The organism is Rhizobacter sp. SG703, from assembly GCF_012275445.1.
Lineage (GTDB): Bacteria > Pseudomonadota > Gammaproteobacteria > Burkholderiales > Burkholderiaceae_C > Rhizobacter.
This window is the reverse complement of sequence record NZ_JAAZQK010000012.1, coordinates 106,535-127,362: the sequence shown is the minus strand read 5'-3', so window position 1 is coordinate 127,362 and position 20,828 is coordinate 106,535. Positions and strand designations below refer to the sequence as shown.

The 20,828-nt window shown below is 70.2% G+C and carries 17 protein-coding genes; 10 read left to right on the top strand and 7 right to left on the bottom strand.

Annotated elements, in window-relative coordinates:
* Positions 1-100: 100 nt before the first annotated feature.
* From FHT26_RS23840 to FHT26_RS23825, 4 genes are read right to left on the bottom strand one after another with little or no spacing between them, the layout of a single operon-like run.
* Positions 101-1,129 carry a VWA domain-containing protein gene (locus FHT26_RS23840; protein WP_168562584.1) on the bottom strand — a complete coding sequence of 343 codons (1,029 nt, stop codon included), beginning with the start codon at positions 1,127-1,129 and terminating at the stop codon, positions 101-103.
* Positions 1,126-2,103, bottom strand: a complete 978-nt coding sequence (locus FHT26_RS23835; protein ID WP_168562583.1) for a DUF58 domain-containing protein — start codon at positions 2,101-2,103, stop codon at positions 1,126-1,128. Before FHT26_RS23835 ends, FHT26_RS23840 begins: the two co-directional genes overlap by 4 nt.
* Positions 2,103-3,110, bottom strand: coding sequence for an AAA family ATPase (locus FHT26_RS23830; RefSeq protein ID WP_168562582.1), 1,008 nt, complete (start codon positions 3,108-3,110; stop codon positions 2,103-2,105). Before FHT26_RS23830 ends, FHT26_RS23835 begins: the two co-directional genes overlap by 1 nt.
* Before the next feature lie 32 nt (positions 3,111-3,142).
* Positions 3,143-4,207, bottom strand: a complete 1,065-nt coding sequence (locus FHT26_RS23825; RefSeq protein ID WP_168562581.1) for a S1C family serine protease — start codon at positions 4,205-4,207, stop codon at positions 3,143-3,145.
* Between the two features lie 142 nt (positions 4,208-4,349).
* On the opposite strand from FHT26_RS23825, the gene FHT26_RS23820 reads away from it, so the two are divergent.
* The 8 genes from FHT26_RS23820 (at position 4,350) to FHT26_RS23785 (ending at position 13,017) form a co-directional block, all read left to right on the top strand.
* Positions 4,350-5,177 carry a TatD family hydrolase gene (locus FHT26_RS23820; protein WP_168562580.1) on the top strand — a complete coding sequence of 276 codons (828 nt, stop codon included), beginning with the start codon at positions 4,350-4,352 and terminating at the stop codon, positions 5,175-5,177.
* Positions 5,174-5,716 (top strand): DNA-deoxyinosine glycosylase, encoded by a 543-nt coding sequence (locus FHT26_RS23815; protein ID WP_168562579.1) that lies wholly within the window; start codon positions 5,174-5,176, stop codon positions 5,714-5,716. Before FHT26_RS23820 ends, FHT26_RS23815 begins: the two co-directional genes overlap by 4 nt.
* A 13-nt stretch (positions 5,717-5,729) precedes the next feature.
* The gene (locus tag FHT26_RS23810; protein ID WP_210427563.1) at positions 5,730-6,500 is read left to right on the top strand and encodes a spermine/spermidine synthase domain-containing protein; all 771 of its coding nucleotides are present in this window, start codon (positions 5,730-5,732) and stop codon (positions 6,498-6,500) included.
* On the top strand, positions 6,497-8,305 hold the full coding sequence (locus FHT26_RS23805; protein ID WP_168562578.1) for a GspE/PulE family protein: 1,809 nt from the start codon (positions 6,497-6,499) through the stop codon (positions 8,303-8,305). The genes FHT26_RS23810 and FHT26_RS23805 overlap by 4 nt, the downstream gene beginning before the upstream one ends.
* Before the next feature lie 138 nt (positions 8,306-8,443).
* Complete coding sequence (locus FHT26_RS23800) at positions 8,444-8,905, top strand: tripartite tricarboxylate transporter TctB family protein (protein WP_168562577.1); 462 nt, start codon at positions 8,444-8,446, stop codon at positions 8,903-8,905.
* A gap of 13 nt (positions 8,906-8,918) precedes the next feature.
* Positions 8,919-10,424 carry a tripartite tricarboxylate transporter permease gene (locus tag FHT26_RS23795; protein WP_168562576.1) on the top strand — a complete coding sequence of 502 codons (1,506 nt, stop codon included), beginning with the start codon at positions 8,919-8,921 and terminating at the stop codon, positions 10,422-10,424.
* Positions 10,425-10,518: 94 nt separating this feature from the next.
* The gene (locus FHT26_RS23790; protein ID WP_168562575.1) at positions 10,519-12,144 is read left to right on the top strand and encodes a gamma-glutamyltransferase family protein; all 1,626 of its coding nucleotides are present in this window, start codon (positions 10,519-10,521) and stop codon (positions 12,142-12,144) included.
* A 261-nt stretch (positions 12,145-12,405) separates the two neighbouring features.
* A complete protein-coding gene (locus FHT26_RS23785) occupies positions 12,406-13,017 on the top strand; it encodes a transglutaminase-like cysteine peptidase (protein WP_168562574.1) in 612 nt (203 codons plus the stop codon).
* Here the strand turns inward: FHT26_RS23785 and FHT26_RS23780 are convergent.
* Positions 12,975-13,655, bottom strand: coding sequence for a GNAT family N-acetyltransferase (locus FHT26_RS23780; protein WP_168562573.1), 681 nt, complete (start codon positions 13,653-13,655; stop codon positions 12,975-12,977). The two genes, FHT26_RS23785 and FHT26_RS23780, sit on opposite strands and share 43 nt — an antisense overlap.
* 159 nt (positions 13,656-13,814) lie before the next feature.
* On the opposite strand from FHT26_RS23780, the gene FHT26_RS23775 reads away from it, so the two are divergent.
* A complete protein-coding gene (locus FHT26_RS23775) occupies positions 13,815-15,596 on the top strand; it encodes a DUF885 domain-containing protein (protein WP_168562572.1) in 1,782 nt (593 codons plus the stop codon).
* A gap of 27 nt (positions 15,597-15,623) precedes the next feature.
* Here FHT26_RS23775 and FHT26_RS23770 read toward each other — a convergent pair whose 3' ends face one another.
* Both FHT26_RS23770 and FHT26_RS23765 read right to left on the bottom strand, forming a co-directional pair.
* The gene (locus FHT26_RS23770; RefSeq protein ID WP_168562571.1) at positions 15,624-16,433 is read right to left on the bottom strand and encodes a transglutaminase family protein; all 810 of its coding nucleotides are present in this window, start codon (positions 16,431-16,433) and stop codon (positions 15,624-15,626) included.
* Between the two features lie 140 nt (positions 16,434-16,573).
* Complete coding sequence (locus FHT26_RS23765; RefSeq protein WP_168562570.1) at positions 16,574-18,988, bottom strand: DUF3857 domain-containing protein; 2,415 nt, start codon at positions 18,986-18,988, stop codon at positions 16,574-16,576.
* Positions 18,989-19,278: 290 nt separating this feature from the next.
* On the opposite strand from FHT26_RS23765, the gene FHT26_RS23760 reads away from it, so the two are divergent.
* Positions 19,279-20,826 carry a methyl-accepting chemotaxis protein gene (locus tag FHT26_RS23760; protein ID WP_168562569.1) on the top strand — a complete coding sequence of 516 codons (1,548 nt, stop codon included), beginning with the start codon at positions 19,279-19,281 and terminating at the stop codon, positions 20,824-20,826.
* Positions 20,827-20,828: the final 2 nt, after the last annotated feature.

Below are 20,828 nucleotides of genomic sequence, written 5' to 3'. Positions count from 1 at the left end.
AGCGCAGCGCACCGGCTTCGACAGGCTCAGCCCGAACGGCTTGCCGGCACGGACCCTTCGACAGGCTCAGGGCGAACGGAGTTGCCCTGTCACGGCGTGATCACATCACCCGCCCGAACCACCACACCGACAGCGTCGCCGCCACCAGCACCAGCAGCGCGCCGAGCGCCGCGAACAGGCTGCTGACCTCGGTCTCCTTCTTCTCGACCATCAACCGCGAGCTGAGGCTCTGGTAGACCTTCTTGAGGTCGACGGCGGTGCCGGCGTAGAAGTACTCGGCGCGCGTCAGGTTGGCGATGTTCTTCAGCGTCTCCTCGTCCAGCCGCACCCGCATCGACCAGCCTTCGAAGCCGATCGTCTCGCCCTCCTTGGTGCCGATGCCGACCGAATACACCTTCACGCCGCGGTCGGCCGCCATCTTCGCGGCGTCCAGCGGGTCGGGCCCGGTGGTGCGCTGGCCGTCGGTCAGCAGGATCACCGCGGCCGACGCGTACGACCCTGGCGCGACCGGCACGAAATCCTGCTTCGGTTTGTCGCCCGGGCCGAGCGGCATGTTGCGCTGGCCGGTGATCTGCGACAGGTCGATGCCGGCCTCCGGAAAGATGGTCGCGAGCGACAGCACGATGCCGCTGCCGATCGCGGTGCCGCGCTGCAGCTGGAAGCGGTCGATGGCGGCGACCACGTCGTCGCGGCTCTGCGTCGGCGGCTGCACCACCGCGGCGGTGCCGGCGAACGACACCACGCCGACGCGCACGCTGCGCGGCAGGTCGATCAGGAACGACTTGGCGGCCTCCTGCGCGGCGGTCAGGCGATCGGGCTGCACGTCGGTGGCCCGCATGCTGCCGGACACATCCATCGCGAGGATGATGGTCTCCTGCTGCAGCGGCAGCGTCACCACCGCCATCGGCCGCGCGGTCGCGATCAGCAGCGAGCCGAGCGCCACCAGCAGCAGCGCCGACGGCACGTGGCGGCGCCAGCCGGGGCCGCCGCCCTGCGCCTGCTTCACGACCGCCAGGCTCGCGAAGCGCAGCGTCGATCTCTTGCGCTTGTGCAGCAGCCACAAGTACAGCACCACCAGCAGCGGAACGGCCAGCAGCATCCACAGCAGGTGAGGCCACACGAAGGTCATGCCGCACTCCTCGCGCCCAGCGGGCGCAGGTGCGTCGCCATGCCGCCGCCGTGCGACGCCCGTGCGCGCTGCCGGCGCAGCTCGACGAAGCGCAGCAGCGCCTCGCCCAGGTCGTCGCCGGTGGTCAGCTCCAGCGTGTCGACGCCGGCGCGCGCGAAGGCGGCGTGCAGTTCGTCCTCGCGCGCCTCGGCGATGCGCGCGAAGCGCTCGCGGAAGCCCGGGTCGTGGGTGTCGACCAGCAACTGCTCGCCGGTCTCGGCATCCTGCAGCGTGACCAGGCCCAGGTCGGGCAGGTCGAGCTCCATCTCGTCGTACAGCCGCACCGCGAGCACCTCGTGGCGCTGCGCGAGGCGCGCCATCGCGTCGGCCCAGCCGGGTGCGCTGATGAAGTCGGAGACGACGAACACCATCGAGCGCCGCGGGATCATCGTCGCGGCGCGCTGCAGCAGGTCGCCGAGCCGCGTCTCGGCCTGCGCGGCGGCCTGCGGCGCCGCATGCGCGCGCAGCCGCTGCAGCAGGTTCAGCACATGGCCGCGGCCGGTGCGCGGCGGCAGCACCGCATCGACCTCGCTGCCGTAGAACACCGCACCGACCCGGTTGCCGTTGCGCGTCAGCAGCCGCGCCAGCACGGTGACGAACTCGGCCGACACGCTGCGCTTGCTGCGCTGTGCGCCGAAATCGATGCTGCCGCTCAGGTCCAGCAGGAACCAGGCGCTCATCTCGCGGTCTTCGGTGAACTCGCGCACATGCGGCACCTGCAGCCGCGCGGTGACATTCCAGTCGATGTGGCGCACGTCGTCGTGGTGCTGGTACTCGCGCAGGTCGGCCAGGTCGAGCCCGGTGCCGCGCCACAGCGTGCGGTAGTCGCCCTGCAGCAGGCCGTCGAGCCGGCGGATCACGGTCCACTCCAGCCGGCGCAGCACCGCGTCGGCCGTCGCAGCGGTCGCCGCCTCGACCTGGTCAGTCCCGTTCATCAGCGCCCCGCTTCTTCCGCGCGGTGCGCCATCGGCTTGTCGGGCTTGGGCACCTTCTGCACGATCTTGTGGACGATCTGGTCGGCGCTCAGCCCGTCGGCCAGCGCCTCGTAGCTCAGCACCAGGCGGTGGCGCAGCACGTCGGGCACCAGGTCGAGCACGTCGTCGGGCAGCGCATAGCTGCGCCCTCGCAGCAACGCCATCGCACGCGCGCCTTCGATCAGGCCGATGGTCGCGCGCGGGCTGGCGCCGAAGCTGATGAACTTGCCGAGCTCCGGCAGGCCGTAGCGCGCCGGGGTGCGGGTCGCGCTGACCAGCCGCACCGCGTACTGCATCAGCGCCGGGTCGACGTACACGCTGCGGCAGCGGTGCTGCAGCTCGGCCAGCTGCTCGGTGCTCGCGACCGGGCTCACCTGCACCGGGTCGCCGGTGACGCGCTCGACGATCACGAACTCTTCTTCCTCGCTCGGATAGCCGACCAGCACCTTCATCATGAAGCGGTCGACCTGCGCCTCCGGCAGCGGGTAGGTGCCTTCGGTCTCGATCGGGTTCTGCGTCGCCATCACCAGGAAGGGCGACGGCACCTTGTGCGTCTCGCCGGCGATCGTCACCTGGCGTTCCTGCATCACTTCCAGCAGCGCGCTCTGCACCTTGGCCGGCGCGCGGTTGATCTCGTCGGCCAGCAGCAGGTTCGCGAACACCGGGCCGAGCGAGGTCGCGAACTCGCCGGTCTTCTGGTTGTAGATGCGCGTGCCCACCAGGTCGGCCGGCACCAGGTCGGGCGTGAACTGGATGCGCTTGAAGCTGCCGCGCAGCGTGGTCGCGAGCGTCTTGACGGTGATCGTCTTCGCGAGGCCCGGCACGCCTTCGACGAGCAGGTGGCCCTGCGCCAGCATCGCGACCATCACGCGCTCGAGGAACTTGTCCTGCCCGACGACGACGCGCTTGATCTCGTACAGCAGCCGCTCCATCAGCGTGGCGGTGCTGGTGCTGTCGGGCTGGTCCATGAAGGCTCCGGTGAAGGGGAATGGCAGAGGTGTCAGAACGGCGGCATGCCGGCCGCGTTCGCCGCGCTGTCGATCGGCACCGCGAAGCCGATGCCGATGAAGGTGCGGTGCTCGGTCGGGTTCAGGATCGCGGTGACGATGCCGACCACCGATCCGTCCATCGTCACCAGCGGGCCGCCGGAGTTGCCGGGGTTGGCGGCGGCATCGAACTGGATCAGGTTGTTCAGCAGGCGCTGGCCCTGCGGCGAGCGGAAGTCGCGCTTCAGGCCGGAGATCACGCCGCCGGAGACCGACGGTCCGATGCCGAACGGGTAGCCGACCGCGATCACCTGGTCGCCGGCCTGCAGGTCGGAGGCGGAGCGCATCGTCGCGGCCTGCAGGTCGTCGGGGATGCTCTTGGCGCGCAACACCGCCAGGTCGTGCTCGGGCTCGACGCCGACCACCGTCGCCTCCGACTCGAAGCCGTCGGCAAAGGTCACGCGCAGCTTCTTCGAGCCTTGCACCACGTGCAGGTTGGTCAGGATGGTGCCGTTGTCGATGATCACGACGCCGGAGCCGGTGGACGTGGACAGGTGCGGCTCGCCGGGCTCGGGCGTGTCGGACGCCGTCTGCTTCTTGCGGTCGCCGGGCACCGGCCTGGCGGCCTTCGGCAGCGGCACCGGCTTGGGGCGTTTCGCATCCGGCTTGACGTCGGCCTGCGCGGCGTCGGGTTCGTCGCCATCGGTGCCGACCACGCGCACCACCGACGGCGCGATGATCTCGTAGGCCTTCGCGTAGGCGGACGGCAGCGGCTCCTTCTCGAGCGAATGGCGCACCGCCGCATCGATGTCGGCCTGGGTCAGCGCGCGAGCGGCGGGGTTGACGGCTTGCCAGGCGACGACGCCGCCGAGCACCAGGATCGCGCCCGAAAGACCCCACAGCATGCGTTCGTGGCGGCCGAACCACTGGCGCCAGCGGCCCGGCGGGCGGGCGGTCGCCGCGGCGGCGGGCGGCGTGTCGGCTGGCGTCGCGCCCGGTGCCGGCGGTGTGTCGGGCGCTGCCGAGACGGCACCGACGGGTGCCCGCCGAGAACGGCTGTAGAGCGGAGCCTGTCTCATGCCTGCCTCCTGCGATGGCAGTCGGCACAGGGAGATACAAAACTGTGCCGAACGCTGACGATGCCGTCACCGTAACACGGAGTCGACCGCCGTGCACGTGCCGAGGTACTACTTCACGTGGCGGGCAAGGCATCATCGCGGGATGCGCTGGATCGACTCCCATTGCCACCTCGACGCCCCTGAATTCGATGCCGACCGCGATGCCGTGGTGCAGCGCGCCCGGGCGGCCGGGGTCACCCAGCAGGTGCTGCCGGCGGTGATGGTCGGCAATTTCGAGACGGTGCGGGCGCTCGCGCACCAGCATGGGCTGGCGTACGCACTGGGCATCCACCCGCTGTGCGTCGATGCGGCCGACGACGGCGACCTGGCGAGGCTGCGCGCCGCGCTGGCGCAGCACATCGGCGACCCGCGGCTGGTGGCGGTCGGCGAGATCGGGCTGGACCACTTCGTGCCCGGTCTCGACCAGGCGCGCGGCGAGCATTTCTTTGCCGAGCAGCTGAAGCTGGCCCGCGAGTTCGGCCTGCCGGTGATCGTGCACGTGCGGCGCTCGGCCGATTCGCTGCTGAAGCACCTGCGGCGCGTCGAGGTGCGCGGCATCGCCCATGCCTTCAACGGCAGCGCGCAGCAGGCCGAGGTGTTCGTCGAGCTGGGGTTCAAGCTCGGTTTCGGCGGCGCGATGACCTTCGACCGCGCGCTGCAGATCCGCCGGCTGGCGCAGACGCTGCCGGCCGGCTGCCTGGTGCTGGAAACCGATTCGCCCGACATCCCGCCGCACTGGCTGTACCGCACCGCCGAGGAGCGCGCCGCCGGGGCCACGTCGCGCAACGAGCCGGCCGAGCTGGCACGCATTGCCGAGGTGCTGGCCGGGCTGCGCGGCATGCCGTTGCACGAGGTATCGCAACTGACACGCGACAACACGCATGCCGCGCTGCCGCGGCTCGCGGCTCTGGCAGACTGGCCCGCTGGATGAAGAACACCGCGACGATCGCCGCAGCCGCGACACCCGCCGACACGCCCGGCCTGCTGCAGGGTCTGCCGCCGGTGATCGGCCCGCGCACGCGGCTGGTGGTGCTCGGCAGCTTTCCGGGCGTCGCGTCGCTGCAGGCCGGCCAGTACTACGCCCACCCGCGCAACCACTTCTGGCCGATCCTGTCGGCGCTGTGGAACGAAGACCTGCGCGCACTGCCCTACGTCGAGCGCATCGACCGCCTGCGCGAGCACGGCCTCGGGCTCTGGGACGTCTATGCCCACTGCCGCCGCGAGGGCAGCCTCGACAGCGCGATCGAGGATGCACAGTACAACGACCTGGCCGGACTGAAGCACCTCGCGCCCGGCCTGCAGGGCATCGCCCACAATGGCGGCGAATCGGCGCGCGCGATGCGGTTCACCGCGACACTCGGGGTGACGGTGACGCGCCTGCCGTCGACCAGCCCGGCCAACGCCTCCTGGAGCTTCGAGCGCAAGCTCGCCGCCTGGCGGGCCGCCTTCGAAGCCCACGGAATTGCCTGAACCCCTGCCCCTGATGCCTGCCCGCCCGACCCCCGAACCCGAACTCGTCCCCGCCACCCTCTCCGAGGCCGACGGCGTGCGCTACCTGCACCTGGGCACGCCCTGGGTGCAGGGCGCGATGCGCGTGCGCAAACCGAACGTGATCGAGCTCGACTACGTGCAGCGCATGATGGTCTGGCTGCTGCTGATCGACCCCGAGGCGCTGGGCGAAGGCCATGCGGTGCAGCTCGGCCTGGGGGCCGCGGCGATCACGCGCTTCACGCGGCGCCTGGGCATGCGGACCACCGCCGTCGAGCTGAACCCGACCGTCATCACCGCCTGCCGGCTGTGGTTCAAGCTGCCCGAGGACGACGACCGGCTGCAGGTGCTGAACCAGGACGCCGGGCGGTGGGTGGCCGACCCGGCGAACGCCGGCAGCGTGCAGGTGCTGTGCGTCGACCTGTACGACCACGACGCCGCCAGCCCGGTGCTCGACGACGACGCGTTCTACCAGGCCTGCCACCGCGTGCTGGCCGACGGCGGCGTGATGACCGTCAACCTGTTCGGCCGCGACGCGAGCTACGAGCAGAGCGCCGCGCGCATCGCCGGCGCGTTCGGCGCGGCGGCGGTGTGGAGCATGCGCCCCACGCGCGAGGGCAACACCGTCGTCGTCGGCATGAAGGGGCTGGGACTTCCGTCCCGTGAAGTGCTGGCCGCGCGTGCCGACAACATCGAGAACCGTTGCGACCTGCCGGCGCGCAAGTGGCTGCGGATGATCCGAAACCCGAACGAGACGACCCCATGACCGCAGCGGCATCCACCAGACACCCGAAGGGCGACAAGGCCGCCGCGTCGTCCCACCCGCGCGGCCGGCTCGAGTGGCGGCGCCTGCTGCACTGGCTGCTCGAAGACGGGCTGATCAGCCGGGAAGACCATGACCGCGTCGAGAAGCGCTTCGCCGCCGGCGACAGCGTGCAGCACCCGCTGGTGCGGCTGGGCAGCGCCGGGCTGTCGAACCCGTCCGGCAAGCCGTTCGACACCGAGCTGCTCACCGAATGGCTGGCCGGCCGCATCGGCATGCCCTACATGCGCATCGATCCGCTGAAGGTCGACGTCGGCCGCGTCGGCGACGTGATGTCCATCAGCTACGCCGAGCGCCGCCGCGCGTTGCCGCTGCTGTTCGGCGCGCAGGACGTGACGGTGGCCACCAGCGAGCCGTTCGACATCGCGTGGGCGCCGGAGATCGAGGCCCACACGCGCAAGGCCTTGCGGCTGGTGCTGGTGAACCCGGTCGACGTGGCGCAGTACACCACCGAGTTCTACACGCTGTCGCGCTCGGTGCGCGCGGCCGCGAAGAACGGCGAGAGCACGGCGGCGGCGAGCTTCGAGCAGCTGGTGGAGCTCGGTCGCAGCAACAAGCAGCTCGATGCCAACGACCAAGGCGTGGTGCAGGTGGTCGACTGGCTGTGGCAGTACGCCTTCGACCAGCGCGCGAGCGACATCCACCTCGAGCCGCGCCGCGAACTGAGCCTGATCCGCTTCCGCATCGACGGCGTGATGCACACCGTCTACCAGCTGCCGCCCGGCGTGATGAACGCGATGATCGCGCGCGTGAAGCTGCTCGGCCGCATGGACGTGATCGAGAAGCGCCGCCCGCTCGACGGCCGCATCAAGACCCGCAACCCGAACGGCGACGAGGTGGAAATGCGGCTGTCGACGCTGCCCACCGCCTTCGGCGAGAAGATGGTGATGCGGATCTTCGACCCCGACACCACTGTCAAGTCGCTCGACGCGCTCGGCTTCGGCAGCCACGATGCGCAGCGCTGGGAAGGGCTCGTGGCGCGGCCGCACGGCATCATCCTGGTGACCGGGCCGACCGGTTCGGGCAAGACGACCACGCTGTACTCCACGCTGAAGCGGCTGGCCACCGACGAGGTCAACGTCTGCTCGATCGAAGACCCGATCGAGATGATCCAGCCCACCTTCAACCAGACGCAGGTGCAGCCGGCGCTCGACCTCGGCTTCGCCGAAGGCGTGCGGGCGCTGATGCGGCAGGACCCGGACATCATCATGGTCGGCGAGATCCGCGACCTCGAGACGGCCGAGATGGCGATCCAGGCCGCGCTGACCGGCCACCTGGTGTTCAGCACGCTGCACACCAACGACTCCGCCTCGGCGGTGACGCGGCTGGTCGACCTGGGCGTGCCGCCGTACCTGATCGGCGCCACCGTGATCGGCGTGCTGGCGCAGCGCCTGGTGCGCGCGCTGTGCGTGAGCTGCAAGCAGCCCGACGAAGCGATGACGGCCGAGTCGATGAACGAGGTCATCAAGCCGTGGCGCATCAACGGCAAGGCGCGGCCGTACAAGCCGGTGGGCTGCCTCGAATGCCGCATGACCGGCTTCCGCGGCCGCGCGGGCCTGTACGAGCTGCTGACGCTGAACGACGCGTCGCAGGCGGCGATCCACCCGGTGCCCGACGCGTCGAAGCTGCGCCAGCTGTCGCTGGCCGACGGGCTGCGGCCGCTGCGGCTGGCCGGCATCATGAAGGTGGCCGAGGGCATCACCACGGTCGACGAGGTGCTGCGCTCGACGCCGGCCTGGGACACCTGAGCGGACGACACGGTGACGACACCTCAGGACACAGTGCGCTACGTGTAAACCACACACGGGGCCTGGAGTGGCCTGCCTAGAATCAGCCGCAAGCTGTAACAGACAGCGTCAGTCCAAGCAGAACACGAGGAGCTATCCGTGAAGATCAAGAGCCAACGGGACTTCTGGTCCGGTTTGATGTTCGTCGTCGTCGGCGTGGTCTTCGCCGTCGGCGCGACCAACTACAGCATGGGGACCTCGGCGCGGCCGGGCCCCGGCTACTTCCCGCTGATCCTCAGCATCCTGATGGCACTGCTGGGCAGCTTCGTGCTGTTCAAGTCGCTGACGATCGAAGTCGAAGGCGGCGACCCGATCGGCGCCATCGCCTGGCGGCCGCTGCTGGTGATCGTCGCGTCGATCACGGTGTTCGGCGCCGCGCTGCCGCGCCTGGGCCTGGTGATCACGGTGCCGATCCTGATCCTGATGACCAGCCTCGCCGGCGATGAATTCAAGTGGAAGGGCGTCCTCGCGACGGCCGTCGTGCTCACCGTGGGTTCGTGGGCGATCTTTGTGCTCGGGCTGAAGCTGGTCATCCCGATGTGGCCCTGGTTCGTGGGCTGAGAAGGAAAACACCATGGACTTGTTGGGAAACCTCGCCCTCGGCTTCGGCGTCGCCTTCACGGCGCAGAACCTGATGTATGCGTTCTTCGGTTCGGTGCTGGGCACGCTGATCGGCGTGCTGCCCGGCCTCGGCCCGGTGGCCACCATCGCGATGCTGCTGCCGTCGATCTACTCGCTCGACGCGACGCCGGCGCTGATCATGCTGGCCGGCATCTACTACGGCGCGCAGTACGGCGGCTCGACCACCGCGATCCTGATCAACGTGCCGGGCGAATCGAGCTCGGTCGTGACCGCGATCGACGGCTACCAGATGGCCCGCCAGGGCCGTGCCGGTGCGGCACTCGCCGCGGCCGGCCTGGGGTCGTTCTTCGCCGGCTGCGTCGGCACGGTCATCATCGCGGCCTTTGCGCCGCCGCTGACCGAGCTGGCCTTCAAGTTCGGCCCGCAGGAGTACTTCTCGCTGATGGTGCTGGGCCTGATCGGCGCGGTGGTGCTGGCCTCGGGTTCGCTGATCAAGGCGATCGCGATGATCATCCTCGGCCTGCTGCTCGCGCAGATCAACACCGACGTGATCTCGGGCACCGCGCGCTACAGCTTCGACATTCCCGAACTGACCGACGGCATCGGCTTCGTCGTGATCGCGATGGGCGTGTTCGGCTTCGGCGAGATCATCGCCAACCTGGGCATGCCGGCCGAGCACCGCGAGGTGTTCACGAAGAGCGTGAAGGGCCTGTGGCCGACCAAGCAGGACTTCAAGGAAGCCTGGCCGGCGGTGCTGCGCGGCACCGCGCTGGGCTCGTTGCTGGGCGTGCTGCCCGGTGGCGGTGCGCTGCTGGCCTCGTTCGCCGCGTACACGGTCGAGAAGAAGGTGGCCGGCGCGAGCGGCCGCTTCGGCAAGGGCGACATCCGCGGCGTGGCGGGCCCCGAATCGGCCAACAACGCCGGCGCGCAGACCTCGTTCATCCCGATGCTGACGCTGGGCATCCCGCCGAACGCGGTGATGGCGCTGATGGTGGGCGCGATGACGATCAAGGGCATCCAGCCCGGTCCGCAGGTCATGACCAGCAACCCGCAGCTGTTCTGGGGCCTGATCGCATCGATGTGGGTCGGCAACGCGATGCTGGTGATCCTGAACCTGCCGCTGATCGGCATCTGGATCAAGCTGCTGACGGTGCCTTACCGCTTCCTGTTCCCGGCGATCACGCTGTTCTGCTGCATCGGCGTGTACACGCTGAACAACAACACCTTCGACGTCTACATGACGGCGGCGTTCGCGGTTGTCGGCTATGTGTTCTACAAGCTGAGCTGCGAGCCGGCGCCGCTGCTGCTGGGCTTCATCCTCGGGCCGATGATGGAAGAGAACCTGCGCCGCGCGTTGCTGTTGTCGCGCGGCGACTGGGGCACGTTCTTCGTGCGGCCGCTGTCGGCCGGGCTGCTGGCCGCCGCGGCGCTGATGATCGTGATCGTGCTGCTGCCGTCGATCAAGAGCAAGCGCGAAGAGGCCTTTCAAGAGGAATAGCCCGCTTCCAGTCAAAACACAGGCCGCCTCGAGCGGCCTGTTTCTTTTGGCGCGCGGCGGGCATCATCCGCGCATCACTTTCGAGGCACTGCACATGAGCACAGGGAATCACTTCGACTGGAGCGCCGGCTACACCAGCCAGCGCCTGCCGGTGTTCGGCCGCAACGTGGTGTCGACCTCGCACCCGCTGGGCGCGCAGGCCGGGCTGCGGATGCTGCTGAAGGGCGGCAATGCGGTCGATGCGGCGATTGCCGCGGCCGCCGCAATGACGATCGTCGAGCCGGTCAGCAACGGGCTCGGCTCCGACGCGTTCTGCATCCTGTGGGACGGGCAGGCGCTGCACGGGCTGAACGCCAGCGGGCGCGCGCCGGGCGCGTGGACGCCCGGCTACTTCCGCGCCAAGTACGGCGCCGATGCGAAGACGCCGCCGGTGCGCGGCTGGGACAGCGCGACGGTGCCCGGCGCGGTGGCCGGCTGGGTGGCGCTGAGCGAGCGCTTCGGCAAGCTGCCGTTCGCCGACCTGCTGGAGCCGGCGATCGAGATCGCCGAGCGCGGCTACGCCGTGCCGACCGTCGTGCAGCAGAAGTGGTCGGCCGCGGTGCCGCTGCTGCAGCAGCAGCCCGGCTTCGCCGAGACCTTCATGCCGCGCGGCCGCGCGCCGAACCTGGGCGAGCTGTTCCGCTTCCCGGGCGCCGCGAGATCGCTGCGCCTGATTGCGCAGACGCGCGGCGCCGCGTACTACGGCGGCGAGATCGCCGAGGCCGCGGCGCGCCATGCGAAGGCGCATGGCGGCGCGATCCGCGTCGAGGATTTCGCGGCCTACCGCCCGGAGTGGGTCGACCCGATCGGCAAGGCCTACCGCGGGCACGTGCTGCACGAGATCCCGCCGAACGGGCAGGGCATCGCGGCGTTGATCGCGCTGGGCATCCTGTCGAACTTCGACGTCGAGCGGCTGGCGGTCGACGGTGTCGACTCGCAGCACCTGCAGATCGAGGCGATGAAGCTGGCGTTCGCCGACACCTACCGCTTCGTCGCCGAGCCGGGCAGCATGGAGGTGACGGCCGCGCAGATGCTGGACGACGCCTACCTCGCGTCGCGCGCGAAGCTGATCGACATGAAGCGTGCGCAGGATTTCGGCGCCGGCAACCCGGTGAAGGGCGGCACCATCTACCTGAGCGCGGCCGACGAGAGCGGCATGATGGTCAGCTTCATCCAGAGCAACTTCATGGGCTTCGGCTCGGGCGTGGTGGTGCCGGAGTACGGGCTGTCGATGCAGAACCGCGGGCACGGCTTCAACCTGGTCGACGGCAGCGCCAACCAGGTGGCGCCAGGCAAGCGGCCGTTCCACACCATCATCCCGGCCTTCCTGACGCGCGACGGCCAAGCGCAGATGAGCTTCGGCGTGATGGGTGCCAACATGCAGCCGCAAGGCCACCTGCAGACGCTGGTGCGCATGCTCGATTACCGCCAGCACCCGCAGGCGGCCTGCGACGCGCCGCGCTGGCGCTTCAACCAGGGGGTGGAGATCAACGTCGAGCGCGCGATGGACCCGGCGACGGTGCAGGGCCTCGTCGAGCGCGGCCACCGCGTCGAGGTCATCAACGACTCGTACCAGGATTTCGGCGCGGGCCAGTTCATCTGGCGGCTGGGCGATCCGGGCAGCGAAGGGTACGTGGCCGCGAGCGACGCGCGGCGGGACGGGCAGGCGGTGGTGTGCTGACCGCGAGCACATCGACGACCCGCTCACCTCCTCAACATTGAGGAAACGGCTTGCGCCGTCCCGGCGCAAGCTTCGGGCCAGCAGTTCACCGCGCCCGTTCGTTCGGGCCATGACGTGGAGCCCGACATGGGAAGGATCGCGTCGAGCGTGCCCCACCGGGCGCGTTTGGCCAGGATGCGCCACTGCGTGTCCGCGCTGCCGGCGATTTGTCTGACAGTTCTGCAGGGGGTGTCCTCGTTGGGCCGGCATGGTCTCGCCCCGATGGCATCGAAGCACCTTCTTGTTGCATGGCTGTGCGGGCTGTTCACCTTCGGCGCTTCGCCGTCGACCGCGGCCGGACCTTCCGATCCGGCGGACGCCCCCGTGCTGCTCGCATCGCTCAACGTGTCCGTCAACCACCGCATCGTGTACGACGGCGAGCCGCGGCGCCGCGATCCGGCCGTGCCCTGGGCCTTGCCCGCCGAGCTGCGCGAGCGCGGCAGCGGCGACTGCGTCGACTACGCGACGGCGAAGTACTTCAGCCTGGTCGCCGCCGGGCTGCCACCCGCGCAACTGCGCATCGCCTACGTCGAGGCGCAAGCCGGCGGGCCGGACGGGCCCCGGCAGCGTCACATGGTGCTGGCCTGGCTGCCGCCGGACGATGCCGACGGCGATCCGCTGATCCTCGACAACCTGGTCGATGCGGTGCGCCCGCTGTCGCGGCGGCCCGACCTGCGCGTGCTGATCAGCTTCAACACCGACGGCATCTGGCCCGGCCTGGCGCGCGGCCGGCCGGCACGCGACGCGCGGCGCATCACCGCCTGGGCGCGCGTGCTCGACCGCCTGGCCGCCTACGACCTCGACAGCACCCGCACCACCACCGGATCGAGGTGATCGCGGAAGCCCATGCGCAGGTACAGCGCATGCGCCGCCTCGTTGCTGCACATCACGTGCAGGAAGGGCGTCTCGCGGCGCATCAGCTGGCGCCGCGCGAGCTTGTTCATCAGCTTGCGCGCGAGGCCGCGCCCCTGGAATTCCGGGTGCGTGCAGACGCCGCTGACCTCGCGAAACGTGCCGGCCGTCGAGCGCTCGCCGGCCATCGCGATCAACCGGCCGTCGTCGACGACACCGAAGTAGTCGCCGAGTTCGAGGGTGCGCGGCCCGAACGGCCCGGGCCGGGTCAGCGTCGCCAGCTCGACGGCCTGCTGCGCATGCTCGGGGCCCAGCCGGGTCGCCTCGGGCAGCAGGTCGTCCGGCATCGCATCGCTGCGCCAGACCATGCGGTGCATCGTCGCCTCGGCAACCAGTTGCCAGTCGCGTGGCACCGGGCCGCGCCAGTCGGCGATGTAGAAGTGCTCGCCGATCGGGCAATGCGGCGCGAGGCCGTCGAAGTCGGGGTGGTCGAGGTCCGCGAAGGCGAAGATCGGCGACAGGCCGGGCGCATAGCGGCGCGCGCGCGCCGAGCCCGTCGAGAAGCGCAGCTGCGGGCCGCTCAGGGCCTTCCAGAAGACGTTGTCGAGGTGTGATTCCATCGACGGACGATACGACAGTCGCGCGGCTGGCGTGTGGGACAGGGCGCTGCTGACACGCGACTGAAGACTACTGACAGTTTCGTGCAGCGGTCGCACGTATCCTGCTGCGCTTGCCCTGCACCTCCGTGCGCCCTCTCACCGCTGCAAGGACACCTCGCCATGATCCTGAATCGAACCTTGTGGGTCGCCGCCCTCAGCGGCGTGCTGGCCCTGTTCCAACCGCCCGTCGAGGCCGCACCCGCCGATCCGGCGGCGGCGCTCGCGACGCTCGCAGGCCAGTACTACGACGAGCAGGCCCGGCGCGATCCGGTCTACACCGCGACGCTGGCCGGCGACAACCGCTTCGACGACCAGCTGCCGTTGACCATCGCGTCACGCGAGCGGCAGCAGCGCTTCGCGATGTACCACCTCCTCGAGCGGCGGCTCGCGGCGATCGACCGGTCGCAGCTCTCGCCCGCCGACCAGCTGACGCACGACCTGCTGGCGCGCGAGCTGCGCACCCGCATCGGCTTCGAGGCCTTCGACGACCACCTGTTGCCGCTGCAGCAGCTCGATTCGATCCCGGTGCTGCTGGCGACCTTCGGCAGCGGCCAGGGCGAGCAGCCGCTGAAGACCGTTGCGCAGTACGACGCCTACCTGAAGCGCATCGCGCGCCTGCCGGCCTGGGTCGACCAGGCGATCGCCAACATGCGCGAAGGCATGCGCCGCGGCATCGTGCAGCCGAAGGCGGTGGTGGTGGCGACGCTGAAGCCGTTGCGCCCGCTCGGGGATGCAACGCTCGCGACGAATGCCTTCTACGCACCGATCCGCAACCTGCCGGCGTCGTTCGGCGACGCGGATCGCCGCCGGCTGACTGCCGCCTACCGCGATGCGGTGACGCGCCGGGTGGCGCCGGCGATGCGCAAGCTGACCGCCTTCGTCGAAAGCGACTACCTGGCCGCAGCTCGCAGCAGCGACGGCTGGGGCGCACTGCCGAACGGCGCCGCCTGGTACCGCCAGTGGGTGCGCGACCAGACCACCACCGACCTCGGCCCCGACGAGATCCACGCGATGGGGCTGGCCGAGGTGGCGCGCATCCAGGGCGAACTGGCCAAGGTGGCGCCGCAGCTCGGCTACGACGGCGACCCGAAGGGCCTGCTCGGCTGGGTGCGCACCAACCCGAGCTTCCTGCCGTATCGCAGCGAGGCCGAGATCCTGCAAGCCTACCGCGCCATCAACGAACGCGTGAAGGCCAGCCTGCCGCAGCTGTTCGGCCGCGTGCCGAAGGCACCGCTGGAGATCCGGCCCGAGCCCGAGTTGACGAAGGCGTCGGCGTCCGACCACTACTCGCTGCCGGCCGAAGACGGCTCGCGCCCCGGCATCTTCTGGGCTGTGATCGACGACCCCGCCGCCTACGACAAGACGATCATGACCGCGCTGTTCCTGCACGAAGGCCAGCCGGGGCATCATTTCCAGATGGGCCTGCTGCAGGAACTGACGCTGCCCGAATTCCGCAAGCGGACCTGGATCAACGCATTCGGCGAAGGCTGGGGGCTGTATGCCGAGACGCTGGGCCGCGAGATGGGGCTGTACGACGATCCGACTGCCTGGGTCGGCGAACTGCGGCTCGAGATCGCACGCGCCGCGCGCCTGGTCGTCGACACCGGCCTGCATGCCAAGGGCTGGAGCCGCGAGCAGGCGATGGCGTACTGGCAGGCCAACGTCGGCGCGTCGCCCGACCAGGCCCGCAACCAGATCGAGCGCTACATGGCGTGGCCGGCCCAGGCGCTGGGCTACAAGATCGGCTCGCTGAAGATCCAGGCGTTGCGCGAGCGGGCGCAGCAGGCGCTGGGCGAGCGCTTCAGCATGCCGGCCTTCCACGACGCGGTGCTGGCCGAGGGCGGGCTGCCGCTGTCGGTGCTGGACGCGCAGATCGACCGCTGGATCGCCAGCCGGCGCTGAGCGCGGCATGCCGGACCACGGCGCGGCTCAGCGCGCGCGGTCGCGCCGGGCGACCTGCGCCGCCGGCGTGCCCGGCGGCGCGGGCAGCACCGCGATGCGCCGCGGATCGTTCAGCCGAAGCAGCTCGGCCAGCGCGGCGCGGCGCGGCGCCTGGCCGGGCAGGCGGGACAGGTGCTCCAGCAACAGCTGCGCCGCCAGCACGACGGACTCGTGGCGCGTGAGCGGGCGCAGCGCCGAGACCGGCATCAGGCCGCGCGGCGGCACCGGCTCGATCGTCAGCTCGCCGGTCGTCGGTTCGAGCGCGCGCACCACGCCGGCGTCGTCGCGGTAGAGCACGCCGAGCTGTTGCGGCGCAGTCGCGAGGCTGACGTCCAGCCCGAGCCGCTGGCCGACGATCGCGAACAGCATCGCCATCGACACGCAGTTGCCGCGCCGCGTGACGAGGTGGGTCGCGAGCAGCTTGGTCGCCATGGCCTGGCAGGCCGGGTCGTCGGCGGCGCGCAGCCACGGGCGGTTGCCGTTCCACTCGCCGGCGCGGTAGAGGTAGGCATGCAAGGCCTCGAAGCGCTCGTGGCGGGTCGGTGCCGGCGGCAGCATCTCGAGCACGTCGGTGACGATGGTGTCGAGCCGGCGCCGCACGGCGGCCACGTCGATGCGCGGCTCGACCCGCTTGTCGATGTCGAGCTTGACGTCGGCCAGGTCGATGTCGGCATCGGGCTGCTGCAGCATCGCCTCGATCGCCTGCAGGTCGGGATCCGGCTGCGGGCGCAGCTCGGCGTGGGACAGCATCGCGGCCGACAACAGCCAGCCCGCGAAGAGAGGAAGAAGCTTCGACATCGTGTGCACCCCGCTTTTGAACGCTGGTGCGCACGCTGCTGCGTGCGCGTTGTAGGGCCAGCGGGGTGGACGCTAGTCAGCGACCTTGCAGCAAATGTGGGGAGATGACGGAGGTCGCCCGGAGATTTGTGCGCGCTCGGTCAACGAGGCTGACGATCAGTTGCGCCTGGCGACTCGGCGAGCGGCGACGTCTCTGCAGGTGCGACCGCCGTCGGCAGGCCCAGGCGGGCCGCGCTCAGCGCGAGACGCCCGGCATCGCCGGTGCGCACCGCCGACCAGGCCAGCCACTGCCCTTTCCAGTGGTGCCGCCAGGCATTCGAAATCATGAGGGCGCACCAAGCCAGCCCGATGTTCCACAGGCCGAGCGGCTGGTAGAGGTTCCAGATCGTCACGGCGATGACGCCGCACAGCAGCAGCGCTCCCCACCACAACATGCTGCCGACTGCGAGCAATCGCCAGTTCGGCAGTACCGCGGCCGGCATGTCGGTGCCGGTGCGCTGGATGTCGCGCTGGGTGTCGTGGACCACCACGGCACCTGCACTTGCGAGCAGCATGCACACTAGCAGCGCCAGCAAGCCGCCGACGATCCCGGTCCGTGTCGCCGGCGATGCGCCGGCGGCCGGCTTGCGCTGGTTCAGCCGGTAGCCCACGTGGTCGCGCGCTTCTTCGAGGTGCGCGATATAGGCCGCCAACCGGGCCGGCGGCACATGGTCGGCGAGGCTGCGGTAGTGGTACTTCATCAGCAGCGTGCGCCGGCTCGCGTCGACGCCCGTGTCGGCGCTGAACTCGAATGCCGGGTCGTTCACCTCGGTGTGTTCGGTCTTCAGCGCCCAGGGGTCGGGCAGCAGCGCGGTCAGGGACACCGTCACGTTCTTCGGATGGTCGATGCGAAGCGGCGCGCTGCGCACGGTGTCGTCCGGCCTCGCGATCGACGAGCGGATGTCAGGCACGCGCAGGTAGACCGGCGGGTTCGCGCTGCCGCTCTCCTTGGCCACCAGCGTCGACAGGCGGTAGTGCTCGTGCGTCACCAGCTGGTTGCCGGCTTCGTCGTCCTCGAAGCTGAACGGCTTCGCAACGCTCAGGCCCGGGTACGAGCGCAGGTAGAAGTTCAGGTAGTCCGACTGCAGGTCGGACAGGCTGTCGTTGCGCAGCGTGTCGCGCATCTCGTCGGCCTTCTCGCCCTGGTAGGTGCTGGTGATGTCGAGCGTCGGCGATTTGTCGAACCCGAGCGAGGCGTCGATCACCATCGCGATGTCGTGCGACCGGCGCGTGGCCGGTGCGGCGGGCATCGTCTCGAGGGACGTCGACCGGCCGTCCAGCAGCAGGGCCTGGCCGAAGTCGGCCTGCGCGATGTGATCGATGCGCCCCTGCTGCAGCGAGCGAGTCGGGTCGACCCACACCACCCGGTCGCCGACCTGCGCGCGCAGGATCACGTGGTTGAAGACGCCGGGCGAAGGCAGGCGGTCGCCGATGTGGTCGCGCAGCCGCGTATGCACCAGCGCCGGATCGGCCGGCACGCCGAGCGCGCGCAGCATCGTCACGGCCAGCAGCACCTTGTCCTTGCAATCCCCGTAGCGGCGCGCGAGCACGGTCTCGGGCGGCCGCGGTGCGTGGGATCCCGGACCCACCTCGACGCCGAGGTAGCGGATCTGCGACTGCACGAAGGCCAGCGTCGCGAGCAGGCGCTGCTCCGGCGACGGCGCCGATCCGGCGATGCGGTCGATCTCGGTGCGCAGCGGCCCGGCGGCCGGCGGACGCGCCCGATACAGCGGCTCGGCCCAGCGCGCCACCGCAGCCCAGTCGGCGTACTCGCTCCAGTCGACCGATGCGTAGGCGTCGTACCAGCGCGGGGTGTCCTTCTGCTGCGGCAGCGGGTCGACGTCGGTGGCCCGCCAGACCTGGTCGGTCCAGTCGCCCCGGCGTTCGACGCGCGGCGTCGGCGCGCCCTCTGTGCTGCGCCAGCGGATCGCACGCGTCGACGGAGCCAGCAGGCGGTGGTGCATCGCATGCACCGGCACCGACCATTGCAGGTCCATGCGGCCGAAGGCACGCCCACCGAACACCGGGTTGTCGCCGGCGCGGCTGTAGGCGTAGTCGATGACGTCGCCGGGGCGGATGTCGTCCAGCACGATGTCGACCGTCTTGCTGCCGTCGTAGATGCGGTATTCGAGGTCGGACTCGCGCTGCAGCACCTTGATCTGCGCCGAGGGCAGGCGGTCCTGGATGCGGCCATCGCGGTGCACGTTCAGCGTGTGCAGCGTCAACGTTTCATGGGACGGATCGAACTCGATGGCCAGGTGCGATTCCGACTCGACGCCGCGCAGGTTCAACGCCCGGCTGGCGACGCGTCGGTAGGTGCTGCGACCGCCGGGTTCGAGGCGTGTCTGCTGGTCGACCAGCAGGTAGTGCACGCCCTGGTTGCCCTTGCCGACAGCCGGCCTGGCCTGCTCGTCCAGGGTCTGCAGCTCGACCCAGGCCGGCGCCGGCCCACGGCGGTAGTCGGTGGCGTGGCTGCCGGTGGCCACCGACAGGATCATGCCGGCGATCAACGCCATGGCCGCCCGGGCCCGTCCTGCGCGGACGCGGCGTCCCTTCTCCCGATGCATCGTGTTGTCCTTGTTGCGTTGATGCGCCCTCCGTGGCGCCGCGGCGGATGCTAGCAAGCAGCCGGCCCGGACCCGCCGAGGGCGTCGCGCTGCAGGCCCGTGTGCCGACTTCTGCTCAAGACATCGGGAAAACCCTCAAGTTTTGCCTCGACTTGTCCGATAGCCGGGCATTCCCTTGCCGCCGCAGGCGGATTGCCGACGGCAGCCCCTTCGTGCGGTGCAGTTTCGAGGACTTTTCCATGACGTTGTTCTTCTCGCGCATGCGCCTGGCCCCGCGGCTGGCGCTGGCCTTCGGCCTGGTGATGCTGGTGACTTCGCTGGCGGCCGGCATCGGCATCTGGCGCCTGGACCGCCTGCAGGACATCGCCAACGACCTGGGCGGCGCATCGTCGCAGCGCGCGCTGCTGGCGCGCGAACTGCACTCGATCGTCGTGCTGAGCTCGGCCCGTGCCGAGACGCTGCTGCAGATCGACGATGCCGACTTCGCGGCCCGCATCAACGCCGACCGCAAGCTGACCTCGGCGCGCTCCGAGGTGGTGCGCAAGACGCTCGAAGACCTCGTCGACAACGATCGCACGAAGCAGCTGTTCAGCGTCATCGACGAGGCCGGCGGCAAGTTCCGCGGCGTGCGCGACGAGCTGGTCAAGCGCAAGGCGGCCGGCGAGAAGGTGGCCGGCGACGACATCGCCGGCAAGCTGCGCCCGGCGGCCGATGCCTATGCGAAGGCGGTCGACGACCTCGCGGCCTACCAGGCGCAGCGCGTCGAGGAGGCGCGTGCCGCGGCCGCGCGCAGCGAGCGCGAAGGCATCGCGATGCTGTCGACCGGCATCGCGGCCGGCATGCTGGTGAGCCTGGGCTGCGCCTGGGCGCTGTCGCGCTCGATCGTGGTGCCGCTGGCGGGCGCCTCGCGGATGGCCGAGCGTGTTGCCGCCGGCGACCTGAGCATGGCGCCGCCGTCCACCGGTTCCCACGACGAGGTGCAGGCGCTGGTCTCCGACCTGGGCGCGATGCAGGGCAAGCTGGCCGAGCTGGTGGCGAGCGTGCAGAACGTCAGCGAATCCATCACGATGGCCAGCACCGAGATCGCGGCCGGCAACCTCGACCTGTCGGCGCGCACCGAGCAGACCGCGTCGAACCTGCAGCAGACCGCATCGAGCGTCGAGCAGCTGACCGCCACCGTGCGGCAGAGCGCCGATGCGGCGAAGCAGGCGAACCAGCTGGCGCTGTCGGCCTCCGGCGTGGCCACGCGCGGCGGCGAGGTGGTCGCCGATGTGGTGCAGACGATGCAGGCCATCGCCGGTTCGTCGAAGAAGATCGGCGACATCATCGGCGTGATCGACGGCATCGCGTTCCAGACCAACATCCTGGCGCTGAACGCGGCGGTCGAAGCGGCGCGTGCCGGCGAGCAGGGCCGCGGCTTCGCGGTGGTGGCCGGCGAGGTGCGCAGCCTGGCGCAGCGTTCGGCGCAGGCCGCGCGTGAGATCAAGAGCCTGATCGGCGACAGCGTCGGCAAGGTCGAGTCGGGAACGCGACTGGTCGAAGAGGCCGGCACGACGATGCGCGAGATCGTCAGCTCGGTGCGCCGCGTGACCGACATCATCGGCGAGATCAGCAGCGCGGCCGGCGAGCAGAGCGACGGCATCGGCCAGGTCAACCAGGCGATCGCCCAGCTCGATCACATGACGCAACAGAACGCGGCGCTGGTCGAGGAATCGACCGCGGCGACGCAAAGCCTGAAGGACCAGGCGACGATGCTGTCGCGCGCGGTCGGAAGCTTCAAGCTGTAGGC

Coding starts and splice junctions, on each gene's coding strand:
- FHT26_RS23840 (WP_168562584.1), bottom strand. CDS start 1,129: ATGACCTTCGTGTGGCCTCACCTGCTGTGGATGCTGCTGGCCGTTCCG.
- FHT26_RS23835 (WP_168562583.1), bottom strand. CDS start 2,103: ATGAACGGGACTGACCAGGTCGAGGCGGCGACCGCTGCGACGGCCGAC.
- FHT26_RS23830 (WP_168562582.1), bottom strand. CDS start 3,110: ATGGACCAGCCCGACAGCACCAGCACCGCCACGCTGATGGAGCGGCTG.
- FHT26_RS23825 (WP_168562581.1), bottom strand. CDS start 4,207: ATGAGACAGGCTCCGCTCTACAGCCGTTCTCGGCGGGCACCCGTCGGT.
- FHT26_RS23820 (WP_168562580.1), top strand. CDS start 4,350: ATGCGCTGGATCGACTCCCATTGCCACCTCGACGCCCCTGAATTCGAT.
- FHT26_RS23815 (WP_168562579.1), top strand. CDS start 5,174: ATGAAGAACACCGCGACGATCGCCGCAGCCGCGACACCCGCCGACACG.
- FHT26_RS23810 (WP_210427563.1), top strand. CDS start 5,730: ATGCCTGCCCGCCCGACCCCCGAACCCGAACTCGTCCCCGCCACCCTC.
- FHT26_RS23805 (WP_168562578.1), top strand. CDS start 6,497: ATGACCGCAGCGGCATCCACCAGACACCCGAAGGGCGACAAGGCCGCC.
- FHT26_RS23795 (WP_168562576.1), top strand. CDS start 8,919: ATGGACTTGTTGGGAAACCTCGCCCTCGGCTTCGGCGTCGCCTTCACG.
- FHT26_RS23790 (WP_168562575.1), top strand. CDS start 10,519: ATGAGCACAGGGAATCACTTCGACTGGAGCGCCGGCTACACCAGCCAG.
- FHT26_RS23785 (WP_168562574.1), top strand. CDS start 12,406: ATGGCATCGAAGCACCTTCTTGTTGCATGGCTGTGCGGGCTGTTCACC.
- FHT26_RS23780 (WP_168562573.1), bottom strand. CDS start 13,655: ATGGAATCACACCTCGACAACGTCTTCTGGAAGGCCCTGAGCGGCCCG.
- FHT26_RS23775 (WP_168562572.1), top strand. CDS start 13,815: ATGATCCTGAATCGAACCTTGTGGGTCGCCGCCCTCAGCGGCGTGCTG.
- FHT26_RS23770 (WP_168562571.1), bottom strand. CDS start 16,433: ATGTCGAAGCTTCTTCCTCTCTTCGCGGGCTGGCTGTTGTCGGCCGCG.
- FHT26_RS23765 (WP_168562570.1), bottom strand. CDS start 18,988: ATGGCGTTGATCGCCGGCATGATCCTGTCGGTGGCCACCGGCAGCCAC.
- FHT26_RS23760 (WP_168562569.1), top strand. CDS start 19,279: ATGACGTTGTTCTTCTCGCGCATGCGCCTGGCCCCGCGGCTGGCGCTG.